The 14,689-nt window shown below is 66.5% G+C and carries 10 protein-coding genes; 7 read left to right on the top strand and 3 right to left on the bottom strand.

Annotation, left to right across the window (positions count from 1 at the left end):
- Positions 1-184: 184 nt before the first annotated feature.
- From ABRP34_RS13700 to ABRP34_RS13690, 3 genes are all read right to left on the bottom strand, one after another.
- Complete coding sequence (locus ABRP34_RS13700) at positions 185-1,924, bottom strand: ABC transporter substrate-binding protein (protein ID WP_353710595.1); 1,740 nt, start codon at positions 1,922-1,924, stop codon at positions 185-187.
- 172 nt (positions 1,925-2,096) lie between these two features.
- Positions 2,097-4,211 (bottom strand): murein biosynthesis integral membrane protein MurJ, encoded by a 2,115-nt coding sequence (murJ, locus tag ABRP34_RS13695; RefSeq protein WP_353710594.1) that lies wholly within the window; start codon positions 4,209-4,211, stop codon positions 2,097-2,099.
- 72 nt (positions 4,212-4,283) lie between these two features.
- Positions 4,284-4,784, bottom strand: coding sequence for an NUDIX hydrolase (locus ABRP34_RS13690; protein ID WP_003800186.1), 501 nt, complete (start codon positions 4,782-4,784; stop codon positions 4,284-4,286).
- A 195-nt stretch (positions 4,785-4,979) separates the two neighbouring features.
- Between ABRP34_RS13690 and ABRP34_RS13685 the strand changes: the two genes are divergently transcribed.
- The 7 genes from ABRP34_RS13685 (at position 4,980) to ABRP34_RS13655 (ending at position 14,677) form a co-directional block, all read left to right on the top strand.
- Positions 4,980-6,500 carry a CCA tRNA nucleotidyltransferase gene (locus tag ABRP34_RS13685; RefSeq protein WP_003800184.1) on the top strand — a complete coding sequence of 507 codons (1,521 nt, stop codon included), beginning with the start codon at positions 4,980-4,982 and terminating at the stop codon, positions 6,498-6,500.
- Positions 6,497-7,078, top strand: coding sequence for a histidine phosphatase family protein (locus tag ABRP34_RS13680; protein ID WP_003800182.1), 582 nt, complete (start codon positions 6,497-6,499; stop codon positions 7,076-7,078). The genes ABRP34_RS13685 and ABRP34_RS13680 overlap by 4 nt, the downstream gene beginning before the upstream one ends.
- Positions 7,079-7,672: 594 nt before the next feature.
- Positions 7,673-7,846 (top strand): hypothetical protein, encoded by a 174-nt coding sequence (locus tag ABRP34_RS13675; RefSeq protein ID WP_353710593.1) that lies wholly within the window; start codon positions 7,673-7,675, stop codon positions 7,844-7,846.
- Between the two features lie 51 nt (positions 7,847-7,897).
- Positions 7,898-9,367, top strand: a complete 1,470-nt coding sequence (locus ABRP34_RS13670) for a glycosyltransferase 87 family protein (protein ID WP_353710592.1) — start codon at positions 7,898-7,900, stop codon at positions 9,365-9,367.
- On the top strand, positions 9,360-10,799 hold the full coding sequence (locus ABRP34_RS13665; protein WP_353710591.1) for an NAD(P)/FAD-dependent oxidoreductase: 1,440 nt from the start codon (positions 9,360-9,362) through the stop codon (positions 10,797-10,799). The genes ABRP34_RS13670 and ABRP34_RS13665 overlap by 8 nt, the downstream gene beginning before the upstream one ends.
- Positions 10,800-10,881: 82 nt before the next feature.
- Positions 10,882-12,870, top strand: coding sequence for a penicillin-binding transpeptidase domain-containing protein (locus tag ABRP34_RS13660; protein WP_353710590.1), 1,989 nt, complete (start codon positions 10,882-10,884; stop codon positions 12,868-12,870).
- Positions 12,871-12,994: 124 nt separating this feature from the next.
- On the top strand, positions 12,995-14,677 hold the full coding sequence (locus ABRP34_RS13655) for an ATP-binding cassette domain-containing protein (RefSeq protein WP_307098416.1): 1,683 nt from the start codon (positions 12,995-12,997) through the stop codon (positions 14,675-14,677).
- The last annotated feature ends 12 nt before the right edge of the window (positions 14,678-14,689 follow it).

Genomic DNA, 14,689 nt, shown 5'->3' with positions numbered 1-14,689 from the left:
CGGCCACATGGCACAACTGATTGGCAGTGTGGAATATTCCAAACGTATTTGGAGGCAGGCGAAAACACCCGTGCCTGCACGGGAACACCGCCACGGGACTTTCCACAAGGGTACCGCCTCCGGCAACCTGAGGGCATGCCGGTTACGCCGGGGAGGAACGTGACTTCCGAACGGCAGCGTTCCCTTACTGGACCTTGATCTCCGCCAGCCGCAGGCCGTAGCCAAAGCGGGTCTTCGGAGCTGCAAGCTTGGGCAGGTTCTTGATCGAGATAATGACGTACTGAGCGGTCACCGGTTCGGCAAGCGGCATAGTGAGGTCAGGCGAGGTGAAGCTGTTGGTTCCCACCTGCTTTGCACCGTCCAGCGCCGGGCGGTCGTTGGTGTAAACCGTGATGCTTCCGCCCGAGGCACCCAACTGGTTCAGGGTGATCGAGGAGACCTTGGAAGAGCTCTTGAGCTTGACCACCAGCGGGACACCCTCGGGAGCAAGGCCGCCCCAGTCCTCGGTGGCAAACTCCATGTCCGACCAGTAGCTCGCCGCGTTTCCGTCGAAGGCCTTGCCGAGGTCGTCGTCGTACGTCGCAGCGAAATCAAAGTTGCCCTGGCGGGTGATCCCCTCGATGGCCGGCGGCCCTGCCGCCGGAGCAGTGCTCTTGGCCGGCGTTCCGGTACTCGGCTGCGTGGCAGCCGACGGCGGTGCGGTGGCTCCGGGGGTCGCTTCCGTTTGCGGTGCGCTCTTGAAGAGGCTGCCGAGGTTGGTTACGGCGAAGATGAGTCCGACAATCAGGACGGCCGCAAGAAGGCCTCCGACGAGCCACCGCATGGAACGCGGCTCCTTCTGTGGCTCGTCGTCTTCATCGTCGTAATAATCGGCAGCGGGAGCGGTACCGGTTCGGGCGACGTCAGGGAAGTTCCCTGCACGGCGGTCCTGTTCGTGCGCGTTGCTGCCGTCGTCGTCGTACTCGTCTTCGGGGACGTAGTCATAGTCGTTTTCGGACCACAGCGACACCTTGGATGAGTTGTGCCCGTCACCAGAAGCAGCGGCGGCACCGGCGGCCGCTGCACCTGCGCCGGCGGCACCTCGTGCGGCGTTCCCGGAGCGGTTGTTGTCGCGCTGCAGAAGTGCCTGCTCAACGTTGTCGTGCTGCGTGGCGTCCTGCTCATAGCCCTTATCCGGCTGGATCGGCTGCGGCGCAGTAGTCTCCGGGATGCCCTGCCGGTCGCTCCGCGAACCGGTCGCGGCGGCACCGGCTGCGGCGGCACCCGCCGCGGCCGCACCTGCGGCACCGGCACGCGCGGCGGGACGGGCTGCTGGGAGCGGCGGCACGACGGGAGCCTTCCGCACCGGCGCTGTGGGTGCCTGGGCAGGCGCTTGCTGTCCGTGCCCCTGCGGAGCTGCTGCCCCGTGGCTGGAATGGCTGGAGTGGCCGGACCGGCTGGCGGCTGGCGCAGGCGCGGTGGCGGGGTACTGCCCGCCCGGCTGATTTTCGTTGTAGTTGATGTACCCGGCTTCGACCTCGTCGTCTTCGTCGTAGGCTTCGGGTTCGTGGGAGCGGGCCTGGCCGAAGATCTCGCTGCCCAGGGTGTCCGTGAAGAACGGCTCGACATAGGGCGGATTGGACGCAACCACAAGGTCCAGCAGGTCAGCGGCCGAGGTGTGGTTGGTGATCAGATACGTCGTGGCATCGCTGACTCCAAGGTCCAGGATCTGCACGTTCCCGGGGCGCTCCCCCGTCGCCACTTCGCGGGCGCTCTGGGCTACCTGGTCGGCGTTGTACGGGCCGGCCACCAGGATGCTTACCGGGCGGTTAAGCACCTGGTCCACTCCGTCCAGCACCAGATCCTGGTCATGCGAACTCAGCACTGTGGCCGTGACCTTGTAGCGGCCGCCAAGTACTGATCCGACATCGATCGGGTGGGACACGTGTTCCTCCTAGCCTGTCCGGGAATTGCTTCTGGCCCTGGCGATGCAACGCCACCGAAGGCCTCCGGCGCGCCGGCGGACCCCTTGGCCTGCAACTACCCTTGTTCCCCTCGATCCTAGCCGATGCTGTGCAACGGCCGCGGAAGACGGGGCTGGCCGGCCCCCGTCCGGGCTACTTTTTCCTCCGCCGCCGCGACGGGAAATGCGGGTTCTGGCCGGGGGTCCCCTGGTAGGTCCGGCGGCCCGGAAGCGGAATCTCCCCGCGCAAGCCGTTCCCTCGGGCCGTCCCGGGGACGTCCTCCTCGGGGAGGTAGGTGGCGCCGTCGTAATCTTCCGGTTCCGGCTGGGGCGCAGGCCCGGCACGGAAGGAGGCAGAATCGAACTCGCCGGAAATCCTGGGAATCAGGCCGGTGTCCGACGAGACCGTGGCGCGTTCCGGCGTCGGACGCCGCCGCGATGCAGTGCCGGCGGATGCTCCGGCAACCGAAGCCCCGGCGGAGGCAGGGACAGACGGAGCAGCTGCCGCTGCGCCGGAACCGCGGCCCAGCCGCCCCAGCAACGGCCGCAGCAGGTCGCGCAGCTCCGTGACCCGGAACAGCTTCAGCAGAACCAGATACGCGGCGAGCATCACGGGGCCGACGACGACGATGGTCACCAAGGCAGCGGGCCGGCTGCTCCAGGCGAAGCCGACCGGGCTGTAGCTGCCCATGAGCCACAGCGCCCCCGCACCGGCAACGGCTGAGCCGAGTGCCGCATAGCCCATGCGGATGTACGAGTTGATGATCCGCGGACCGTCCAGGTGTCCCAGCAGCCGGCGGAGGAAGATGGCGGAGACGACCACCGAGAGGATGTTCCCTCCGGTGTACAGGACGGCGATGGCGAAAATGATCTGGTCGAACGGGAGGAACTGGATGAAGAACGCGGCCACAACATTAACCACGGCCAGCACCAGCTGGATGTAGAACGGCGTGCGTGCGTCCTCGTTGGCGTAAAAGACCCGGGACATCATGAAGTTGGCGCTCATGAACGGGGTGCTGAGCGCCAGAATGGTGAGGGTCTGCGCCAGCAGGATGCCGTCCGTGGGGCGCCCGCCGGAGAAAAACATGCCCAGCGGACCCGCCAGGGCGAAAAGCGCCAAAGCTCCAAAAACAGTAGCCACGGCCATGGTCCGCAGGCCGTGGGACAGGGCTTCGCGGAGTTGTGCGCGGTTCCCATCCTGGGAGGCCCGCGTCATCCGGTTGAACAGCACGGTGGCCAGGGAGAGCGCGATGATCGAGTGCGGCAGCAGGTACAGCTGGCTGGCCACCTCGAGCACGGCGTTGCCGGGCAGCAAGGCGGCGGCGCCGTCGTCGCCCGCTTTCTCGAGGCGAAGCCGCTCGGTACCGGGAATGGTGGCGATGCGCATGACATAAAGGAACGCCAACTGCCCGACGGCGGCCGTCAGGAGCGTCCACACGCTCAGTCTTGCAGCGTGGCCGAGTCCCACGCCGCGCCAGCCGAACCGCGGACGCAGCCCCAGCTTCAGCCGGAAGACGGGAATCAGCAGAATGGCGGTCTGGGCAACCACGCCGATCGTGGAGAAACCAGCGACAAAAAACGTCTGCGACGCGCCCCAGTTGTCCAGTGAATGCGGATTTGCTTCGTTGGCGCCGAAGATCCAGATGAACATGCCGAGGCCCGCGATGGCCACGATGTTGTTCAAAATGGGCGCCCACATGGCAGGTCCGAACGCGCCATTGGCATTGAGGACCTGGGTGAGCAGGGCATACAGGCCGTAGAAGAAAATCTGCGGCAGGCACCAGAAGGCGAAGGCAACGGCCAGCGACTTTTGCTGCGGCGAGTAGCCCTGCGTGGTGAGTTCAATGACGGCGGGAGCAAACAGCGTGACGAGCAGGGTCAGGGACATCAGCACCAGGACGGCCAGCGTGAGCAGCCGGCTGATGTAGTCCGCTCCCCTGTCGGGGGCCTTGCTCGCTTTGATGATCTGGGGCACCAGCACGGCATTGAACACGCCGCCGGCCACCAGCAAGAAGATGAGGTTGGGCAGGTTGTTGGCGTTGATGAAAGTGTCAGTGACGGTGGAGCCCAGGCCGAGGGCGGCGCCGAGCATCCAGGTCTTGCCGAACCCCAGGAAACGCGAAACGAGGGTTCCTGCTGCCATGATGGCGCTGGAACGCGCCTCGCCGGGCTGCGCGGCACTGGAGGCTGCCTCGCTGGCGGGCGTCACACCTGGCGGTGTTTCGTCCGGCTGCGGGGGCTGGTCGGAGGACGGACTGGCTGCTGACATCGTCTTCATCGTCTCACCCGGGTGCTGATATTGCGGCACACAAAGGGGTATCCGGCGGACATTGCCGGACGGTCAGAGGTGCTCGGGAAGGACTTCGCGTGCCAGGTCGGCGATGCGGCGTTCGTTGGGGAACGAAAGCTTGCGGGCAAGCTCGTGGATGGGAACCCAGGCAACATCAACCGCTTCCTTGTCAGGATCGTTTTCGATGGTGAGTTCACCGCCGGTGGCGCGCAGCAGGTAGTGGTGCACTGTTTTGTGGACGCGGTGCCCGCTGACGGTAAACCAGTAATCGATGCTGCCCAGCGGGGCAAGGATGTCACCGTCGATACCGGTTTCCTCGGCAATCTCACGGACCGCGGCTTCCTCGTTGTTCTCCCGGCCTTCAGGATGACCCTTCGGCAGGCACCACTCCAGCCGTCCGCCCCTGTTAAGGCGGGCAATAATCGCAACCCTCAGTTCGTCGTCGGACGTGTCCACCACGACGCCGCCGGCCGAGACCTCCTCAACGGTGGGGAGCGAGGCCGGGGCCGAGTGCGGTGCAGGCGCGACGTGGGCACCGATTGCCGACGGCAACGGTGGGTTCGTCCTCCTGCCGGGAGCGCTCGGTACTGGATGGGCCATGGAGTCCACTCTAACGACTCTTGCCCCGCCGTGATGACCGGGACATGGCTTGCAGGTGGACTGCATGTAACGGGCTTCGCCGGCGCCGTCGCACAATGACGTGATTTGGTGCGGTGGGGCTTGGTTTTCTGACAAGCTTAAGTAACTATGGCGCACGCACATCAAAAGACTGATCTTCACACCGTTGACTTCCAGGTGGACCCGGTGGTCCTGGAGCTCGGTCAGCGGTTCGTGGATGCCGGTCATGAGCTGTCGCTCGTCGGCGGCCCGGTCCGGGACCTCTTCCTGGGCCGCACCTCCCCCGACCTCGATTTCACGACGGACGCGACGCCGGACCAGACCGTGGCGCTGATCAAGAAGTGGGCGGACAACTTCTGGGAGATAGGCCGCGCCTTCGGAACGATCGGCATGCGCAAGGCCGGCTTCCAGATTGAAATCACCACCTACCGTGCCGAAGCGTACGACCCCGAGTCCCGGAAGCCCGTCGTGGCCTTCGGTTCCTCCCTCACCGATGACCTGCTGCGCCGCGACTTCACCATCAACGCCATGGCCCTGCGGCTGCCCTCGATGGAACTGGTGGATCCCTTCGGCGGAGTCCGCGACCTGCACGCCTCCGTGCTGGCCACGCCGGGCGCTCCCGAGGCGTCTTTTTCCGACGATCCGCTGCGGATGATGCGGGCAGCGAGATTTGCCTCCCAGCTGGGCGTGGCTGTGCGGGACGACGTCCGGGTTGCCATGACCCGGATGGCCGAGCGAATCAGCATCATCTCGGCTGAACGCGTCCGTGATGAGCTGGTCAAACTCGTCTGCGGGCGGCACCCCCGTGTGGGCATCGATCTGCTGGTGGACACCGGCCTGGCGGAGTTCGTGCTGCCCGAGGTGTCCGCGCTCAGGCTGGAATCTGACGAGCACCACCGACACAAGGACGTCTACCAGCACTCCCTCCAGGTCCTCGAGCAGGCGGCCGCCCTGGAGACAGATTCCGACGGCGCCGTCCCCGGCCCGGACTTTGTCCTGCGGTTTGCGGCACTGATGCACGACGTCGGGAAGCCGGCTACGCGCCGGTTCGAACCGGGGGGTGCGGTCAGCTTCCGCCACCACGACATGGTGGGGGCCAAACTGACGACGAAGAGGATGAAGACCCTGCGCTTCGACAACGACACCATAAAGGCCGTGGCCCGCCTCGTGGAACTGCACATGCGCTTTTACGGCTACGGCGACGCCGGCTGGACGGATTCCGCTGTGCGCCGCTACGTCACCGACGCAGGTCCCCTGCTGGAACGCTTGCACCGCCTGACCCGCTCCGACGTCACCACGCGCAACCAGCGCAAGGCCGACCGGCTGTCCTTCGCCTACGACGACCTCGAATCCCGGATTGCGGCCCTCCGCGAACAGGAATCCCTGGACGCGGTCCGCCCGGACCTCAACGGCGCCGAGATCATGGCCCTGCTGGACCTCAAACCCGGACCCGTGGTGGGCAGGGCCTACAAGTTCCTGCTGGAGGAACGGATGGAAAACGGGCCACTCGATCCTGCCGACGCCGAGTCCCGGCTGCGGGCCTGGTGGGCTGGGCAGCCTGAAGCCGATGCAGCCAACGCTTCCGTTTCTCCCGAGTCTCCTGCTTCTCCCGCCGACGTCGAATCTTCCCCAACCGAGGAGTCCAAGTGAACGCCGCCAACCTCGCCCGCCCCCAGCTCTGGATCCTGCGGCACGGCGAAACCGAATGGTCCAAGAGCGGCCAGTACACCGGACTGACGGACCTTCCCCTGACGGTGGAGGGCGAGCAGCAGGCAGTCGAGGCGCGCAGGATCCTGGACACCGTGGATTTCGACCTGGTCCTGACCTCTCCGCTGCGCCGTGCCCGGCGGACCGCGGAACTCGCCGGTTTCCCCGATGCCGTCCACGAGCCGCTGGCGGTGGAATGGGACTACGGCGACTATGAGGGCATCAGCTCCGACCTGATCCGCAAGGACAACCCGGACTACCTCATCTGGACGCACGGTGTTCCCAACGGCGAGAAGCTTCACGATGTCGCCGCCCGGGCGGACAAGATCGTGGCCCGGGTGCTGGAGTCCGGGCTGGACAACGTCCTGATCGTGGCCCATGGCCATTTTTCCCGCATCCTTACAGCACGCTGGCTCGAACTCGAACCTGAAGAGGGCCGGCACTTCATCCTGGGAACAGCCAAAGTGTGCACCCTGGGCTGGGACAAAAGGACGCCCGCCATTGTCCGTTGGGGTCTGTAAAAGCACCTTTTCGGATTTATTTTCCAGAAAATTCTGGAATCGAGTAGTCAGCTGTGCTTTTTCTGGTGTACTTTTATTCCTGACCCCACAGCGATCTGCCAGGGTCATGGCGCGCGTTGTACCGGCCCGTTATCCCGTGCAGCGGCAGAGCAGAAAAGGAGGTTGGGAAAATGATTACTTTGACTAGCGGATGGAAGATGACCATCATCGCGTTTCCGGCCTTCGCTGCTGACCTGCGCCCTCTTCACGGACTCGCCCGAGCCTAATTCTGATTCTCCAGCCCTTCTCCCGCGCATAACGCGGGCGAGCAGGCGGGGCATCGGCAGGTTCTGCCCCTTTCGCAGAACCCTGACCCCGGCGGCCTGATGTAGCGGAACCACGCGGTTGCGCAGCTCCCCCATAATTCGGAACCCTGCTTCCTGTTGGGGGTGCCGTGCTGCCGTTGCCGGGGCCAATTGCCGCTTTTGCGGATTCCATTTCCTTCCCTTCCAGGGTATTTCTTTGCCTTTTTACGGCCGTTTCTTTGCGTGCGCGAATGACACTAATTGCCGTGCCCGGATTCTTTTGTCATTTCCTGAAAGGAGGTGAAGAACCATGCTCCGCAAACTCCAGGAGATCCTTTCAAACCGCGATTCCAGCGGTGAGGCCGGCCCTTCCGGCCGCGATTCCGCACCGGCCCAGCAGCCACAGTTCGATGGCTCGCTGCTGGACCGGAAACGGGAGGACGTCTACGCGCTCATGCATCAGCAGATGAGCAGCCTGCGCTGAGCCTTTTATGCAGGGCCTTTTAATCAGGGACCCACCGGTAAGCTCGAAACCATGCAGGAGACACAGCCGCCGCCCGATCGAAAGCTCGCGCGCCTGGTGGTGCCGAGCCGCAGCGACCGGCTCCTGCGGAACTTCACCGAGCTCATCGGCGGGCCCCTGGGCCAGCGGTCCGCGCCGGGGGTGGTCGCGCCCGGCTTCTTCACAGTGGAACGCGTGCTGATCATCCTGACCGTGCTCGCCGCCCTCGCTGCCATCACCATCAAGGACTACTGCCGGGTGAACGGCTGGGAGACGCCGTCGCAGTTCTATGCGACCTGCTACTCGGATTTCCCTGAGCTGTTCCGCAACCGTGGCCTGGGCGACGGGGCCTTTCCGTTCTTCACGCCGGGTGCCCTCTTCGAGTATCCGGTCCTGATGGGTCTGATTGCCGGCATCACGGCCCGCCTGGTGCCCGGCGACGGAGTCACGGACGCCCGGATCCTCGGCTACTTTGACGTCAACGCGACCCTGATCGCAGCCGTCTGGATCATCACCGTGCTGGCCACTGCACGCATGACCCGGCGCCGGCCCTGGGATGCGGCCATGGTGGCCCTGGCGCCCGGCATCGTTCTCGCCGGAGTGATCAACTGGGACATGTGGGCCGTGGCCATGCTGGCCCTCGGCATGTATTTCCTGTCCCGGAAGCGGCTGATCCTGGCCGGGGTCCTGATCGGGCTGGGGACTGCCACCAAGCTCTACCCCCTCCTGGTCTTCGGCGCCATCTTCCTGCTGGCCCTGCGTACAGGCAAGATCCGTGCCTTCCTGGTCCTGGCGGCCTCCGCTGCCGCAGCGTGGCTCGCCGTCAACCTGCCCATTGCCGCGCGGGACCCGGCCGGCTGGAAGTACTTCTTCGAGTTCACGCAGGACCGCCCCGCCGGCTACAGCTCGCCCTGGTTCGCCTACAACCTGGTGGCCGGGCGCGTACGCTGGACGCTTCTCACCCCGGAGGCCATCAACACGCTCGCCCTGAACGTGTTCCTGCTGGCGTGTGTCCTCATTGCGGTGCTGGCTCTGACCGCTCCCCGGCGGCCGCGGATTGCGCAGCTGACCTTCCTGATCGTGGCGGCCTTCATCCTCACCAACAAGGTCTACTCTCCCCAGTTTGTCCTGTGGCTCGTGCCGCTGCTGGCACTCGCCCGGCCGAAGTGGCGCGATTTCCTGATCTGGCAGGGCATCGAGGGGCTGCACTGGGCGGCCATCTGGATGTATCTTGGCCAAGTGACCAGCGGCGGCGTCTCACAGCACAACATCGACATGCCGTACTACGTCCTGGCCGTCGCCGCCCATATGCTTGCAACTGCATATTTAATGTTGCGGGTCGCGTGGCACATCTGGGACCCCCGCTACGATCCCATCCGGCGCCATGCCATGGACGATCCTCATGGCGGTCCCTTCAACAACGTGCCGGACAGGCTGCGGATCGACCTGTTCCGCCCCTCTGCTTCCCTGCTCCCGTGGCGAACGGTCGCCCGGAATGCCTGACGTCGCCGTCGTTGGTTCCGGACCCAACGGACTCGCCGCCGCCGTCGTCATGGCGCGGGCGGGGCTCAAGGTGCACGTGTACGAGGCCGCGGACCAGCTCGGCGGTGGATCCCGGACGTCCCAGGTCATCGAGGAAGGGCACTGGCACGACATCTGCTCGGCCGTGCACCCCATGGCGCTGGCCTCGCCCTTCTTCCGGGCATTCGAGCTGGAGCAGCGGGTGGACCTGCAGCTTCCGCCGGTACAGTTCGGCTCCCCGTTGGATGGTGGCCGGTCGGCCCTGGCCTACCGGTCGCTCGACCGGACCACCGACGAGCTGGGCCGGGACGGCCGCGCCTACCGCCGGCTCCTCGCCCCACTGGTGCGGCGCATCGACGGTGTTGTGCAAACCACGTCCGACCAGCTGCTGCGGGTTCCCGGCGACCCGCTGGCCGCAGCCATCCTGGGACTGCGGACCTTTGAGCAGGGCTCGCCCCTGTGGAACCTGCGCTTCCGGGAGGACAGGGCGCCCGCGCTGATCAGCGGAGTGGCAGCCCACGTCGTGGGGCGCCTGCCGTCACTCTCCGGGGCGGGAGCCGGCCTGTTGCTCAACGCGTTGGCGCACAGCGGGGGCTGGCCGATTCCAGTGGGAGGATCGTCCGCGATCGCCGACGCGATGGCCAAGGACATCGAAGCGCACGGCGGCGTACTGCAGACAGGGTTCCGCGTCACGTCGCTGGCGGAGCTGGAACCGGCGAAGGCAGTGCTGCTGGACGTTGCGCCTCCTGCCCTTGCACGCATCGCCGGCAGCCGCCTGCCCGCCTCCTACCGCCGCGCGCTGGAGTCCTTCCGGTTCGGCAACGGCGCGTGCAAAGTGGATTTCATCCTGTCCGGTCCCGTGCCGTGGACCGCTGCAGGACTGGCAGAGGCCGGAACGGTGCACGTGGGCGGCACGCGCGGGGAAATGGCGGAGGCGGAGCACGCCGTGTCCCGGGGCCGGCACCCGGAGCGGCCCTACGTCCTGGTTTCGCAGCCGTCCGTGGTCGATCCCGGCCGGGCGCCGAAGGGCAGACACATCCTCTGGACCTACTGCCATGTGCCGTCCGGGTCCACGGTGGACATGGGCGAGGCCGTCATGAACCAGCTGGAGCGCTTTGCGCCAGGGTTCCGTGACCTCGTACTGCGGCACAAGGTCACGACCGCGGCCGAACTGGCCGCCTACAACGAAAACTACATCGGCGGCGACTTCAGCGCCGGACTTCTGGATCCCCGGGGCCTGATCCAGCGGCCTGTGGTCTCGCCCGTTCCATGGCGCACTCCCGCACGCGGCGTCTACCTGTGCTCCTCCTCGACGCCGCCCGGACCCGGTGTCACCGGCATGCCCGGATTCCGCGCCGCCAAATATGCTCTCAACGACATGTTCGGGTTGGACGTGCCGGCACTCGGACTCTAGCCGAGCGGGCCGGGTAGCGGCGTTGCTGGGGCACGGCTGTGTTGTGGCTCGCTGCCCGCATCCGCCGGGGGATAATAACGCCGTGGGGAACACTAAAAAACTTTCACTTGTCCTTGCCGGTCTCATACTCAGCGGCTCACTGGTGGCCTGCGACGACGGCCGCGGCGGTGCGGAAGCCGCAGCAAAGCAGCTGGCCTCCGCCGTCGCCGGCCTGGACCTCCGCCCGGTCGCCTTCGATGGGCGTGATTCGACGGTGGCCAACGACCAGCTCAACCAGGTCTTCAAGGCGCTGGCGCCGGCCAAGCCCTCCGTCGAAACGGGCGAGCTGACGCTCGAGGGCGACACTGCCCGGATCCCGCTGAACTACAGCTGGAAGATTTCCACCGGCGAGTGGAAGTACACCGTCGAGGCCGACTTGCGGAAATCCGGCGACAAGTGGCTTACCGTCTGGTCGCCCGGACTGCTCGTCCCAAATCTGGCCGAAGGCGAGATCCTCAGCAAGGCCACGCAGTCGTCCCCGCGGGCCGACATCCTCGGTGCCGGCAACCAGAAGCTCGTGACGCTGCGGCCGGTGGTCAACGTGGGCATCGACAAACCGCAGCTGGGCGGCGCCGATGCCGCCGATGCCGCCACCAGGCTCGCCAGGCTCGTGGGCGTGGATCCCGCGGCCTACGTGCAGCAGGTGGAGGCGTCCGGTGCTGAGGCATTCGTTCCCGCCATCACCCTGCGCAACACCAGCGACCGTGCCGTGACCGACGCCGAGATCGAGGCCATCCCGGGTGGCCGGGCCATCCCGGCCGAACTGCCGCTGGCACCGACGCGGAACTTCGCCCGGGCCGTCCTTGGCACCGTTGGCGAAGCCAGCGCCGAGCAGATTGAAAAGTCCAACGGCACCCTGACCGCCGGCGACGTCATCGGCACGGGCGGACTCCAGCAGCAGTACGATGCACAGCTCCGTGGAACAGACGGCACCGTGGTCCGCGTGCAGCGCGCCGATCTGACCCGGGAAGAGATCCAGGCCGCGCCCACCGACCCGCGGCGCACCGTCTTTGAGGTGCAGGCAGTTCCCGGCACGCCGTTGCAGACCACCCTCGACACGAAGCTGCAGCAGCTTGCCGAGGACACCCTTGCCGACGTCAAGCCTGCGTCAGCCATCGTGGCGCTCCGGCCGTCCACCGGGGCGGTCCTGGCCGCCGCGTCGGGTCCCGGAAGCAACGGCTACAACACGGCGATGCTCGGCCAGTACGCGCCGGGATCCACGTTCAAGGTGGTGGACTCCCTCGCCATGCTCCGCAACGGGTTCACCCCCGATTCCACCGTTGAATGCACGCCTACGCTCACCGTCGACGGCCGGAAGTTCAAGAACGCCGAGGGCTATCCGAAGGACTCCCTGGGATCCGTGACCCTGCGTGACGCCTTCGCCCACTCCTGCAACACCGCCTTCATTGCCGCCCGGGACAAGGTCACCCAGGCCCAGCTGGAGTCGGCCGCCACGTCCCTCGGAGTGGCCGTGGAGGCGCCGAAGCTTGGCGCCGAGGCGTTCCTTGGCTCCGTTCCCGGTGAGGCCGAGGGCACCGAGCACGCGGCAGCCATGATCGGCCAGGGCAGGGTGCTGATGTCCCCGCTCTCCGCCGCCGTGATGGCAGGCTCGGTGGCGAAGGGCGCCCCCGTGTCCCCGGTCCTGGTGGAGGAGAGCGCTCCGTCCGCGTCGGCATCGGCCACTCCCACGCCGACACCGGAAGGTTCCGCCCCGTCGTCGACCGTCACAGCGGAAGCCCCCGCAAAGACCGCCCAGACCCCTGTGACCAAGGCGGAAGCAGCCGCCCTCGCGGACATGATGCGTGCCGTAGTGACCTCGGGCCACGCCGGATTCCTGGCCGAGGTCCCCGGTGAACCCGTGGGTGCCAAGACGGGAACCGCCGAGTTCGGCAACGCCAACCCGCCCAAGACCCACGCGTGGATCATCGCCGTGCACGGGGACCTGGCCGTGGCCGTATTCGTCGAGGACGGCGGGCTTGGCGCCACGACTTCCGGCCCGCTCCTGAAGAAATTCCTGACCGCCGCTGGCTGACACCCGCGCACCTCCCACCCCCGCCTCCCTCGGAGTTCTTATCGACTTGTCGCGACTCCTGGGCGCATTTGGGCACGATATCTGTGCAAAAACTCCGGCGGGCGGGGCGTGGGAGAATTGCCCGGTGGCCCATATTGACGTTTCCGGCATCGACTACTTCCTCTCCGACGGCAGCCAGCTGCTCAACGGGGTGACCTTCAAGGTCCCGGACGGCACCAAGACGGCGCTCATCGGACCCAACGGAACAGGCAAAACCACCCTCTTCCGGATCATCGCCGGAGACCTCACTCCGGACGAAGGCGTGATCGGCCGGTCCGGAAACATGGGCATCATGCGGCAGTTCGTGGGGCAGGTCCGTGACGACTCCACGGTCCGCGACCTTTTGCTGTCCGCCGCACCTCCGGCACTGGCGGATGCCGCCCGCGCCGTGGATGAGGCTGAGCTGGCCATGATGGAGCACGACGACGAGCCCACCCAGATGCGGTACGCCCAGGCAATCGTCGACTGGGGAGACGCCGGCGGGTACGACGTCGAGACCGTCTGGGACGAGGTCTGCATGGCCGCGCTGGGACTGCCTTTTGACCGCGCCCAGCACCGCCGCGCGTCCACGCTGTCCGGCGGCGAGCAGAAACGGCTGGTGCTGGAGGCGCTCTTTGCCGGTCCCGACGAGCTGCTGCTCCTCGATGAACCAGACAACTACCTCGACGTCCCGGGCAAGCGCTGGCTCGAGGACAAGCTCAACGAATCGAAGAAGACCGTCTTCTTCATCAGCCACGACCGGGAGCTGCTGAACAACGCCGCCGGCCGCATCGTCACGCTCGAGCCGGGCATCAACGGGGCCGGCGCCTGGATCCACGGCGGCGGCTTCGGGTCGTATGTCGAGGCCCGGGCGGACCGGAACGCCCGCTTCGAGGAGCTTCGCAAGCGCTGGGACGAGGAGCACGCGAAGCTCAAGGAACTCGTCAACATGTACAAGAACAAGGCCGCCTTCCGCTCCGACATGGCAAACCGCTACCACGCAGCCCAGACCCGGCTGGCCAAATTCCTCGAGGCCGGACCGCCGGAAGCCCTGCCCATCGAGCAGAACGTGCAGATGCGGCTCAAAGGCGGCCGCACCGCCAAACGGGCCGTCGTGGCCGAAAAGCTGGAACTGACCGGTCTCATGAAGCCCTTCTCCACCGAGATCTGGTTCGGGGACCGTGTGGGCGTGCTGGGCTCCAACGGCTCCGGCAAGTCGCACTTCCTGCGGCTGCTCGCCACCGGAGGCACTGATCCGGAGCGGGAGCACCTTCCGGTCTCCGACGTCGAAATTGCCGAGGTGCCCCACGAAGGCACCGTGAAACTGGGCGCCCGTATCCGGCCGGGGTTCTTTGCGCAGACGCACGTCCGGCCCGACCTCATGAACCGCACGCTGCTGGACATCCTGCACCGCGGCGACGAACACCGTTCCGGCCTGGGCCGGGAGGCCGCTGCCGGAGCTCTCGACGGCTACGGGCTCGCGGGGCAGTCGGAACAGAAGTACGAGTCGCTGTCCGGCGGACAGCAGGCACGGTTCCAGATCCTGCTGCTGCAGCTGTCCGGTGCCACGCTGCTGCTGCTGGATGAGCCCACCGACAACCTCGACCTGCACTCGGCCGAGGCCCTGGAACGGGCCATCGACCACTTCGAGGGCACGGTCCTCGCCGTCACGCACGACCGCTGGTTCGCCCGCACCTTCGACCGCTTCCTGGTCTTCGGCTCCGACGGCAAGGTGTACGAGTCGGCGGAGCCGGTCTGGGACGAGAAGCGGGTGGAACGCGCCCGCTGACGGGTTCGACAG

The sequence above is a fragment of the Arthrobacter sp. K5 genome (assembly GCF_040448525.1).
In the GTDB taxonomy this organism is placed as follows: domain Bacteria; phylum Actinomycetota; class Actinomycetes; order Actinomycetales; family Micrococcaceae; genus Arthrobacter; species Arthrobacter globiformis.
The sequence above is the reverse complement of the archived record's forward strand: the minus strand, read 5'-3'. Positions and strand labels throughout refer to the sequence as shown.

Coding starts and splice junctions, on each gene's coding strand:
- ABRP34_RS13685 (WP_003800184.1), top strand. CDS start 4,980: ATGGCGCACGCACATCAAAAGACTGATCTTCACACCGTTGACTTCCAG.
- ABRP34_RS13670 (WP_353710592.1), top strand. CDS start 7,898: ATGCAGGAGACACAGCCGCCGCCCGATCGAAAGCTCGCGCGCCTGGTG.
- ABRP34_RS13665 (WP_353710591.1), top strand. CDS start 9,360: ATGCCTGACGTCGCCGTCGTTGGTTCCGGACCCAACGGACTCGCCGCC.
- murJ (WP_353710594.1), bottom strand. CDS start 4,211: ATGTCAGCAGCCAGTCCGTCCTCCGACCAGCCCCCGCAGCCGGACGAA.
- ABRP34_RS13675 (WP_353710593.1), top strand. CDS start 7,673: ATGCTCCGCAAACTCCAGGAGATCCTTTCAAACCGCGATTCCAGCGGT.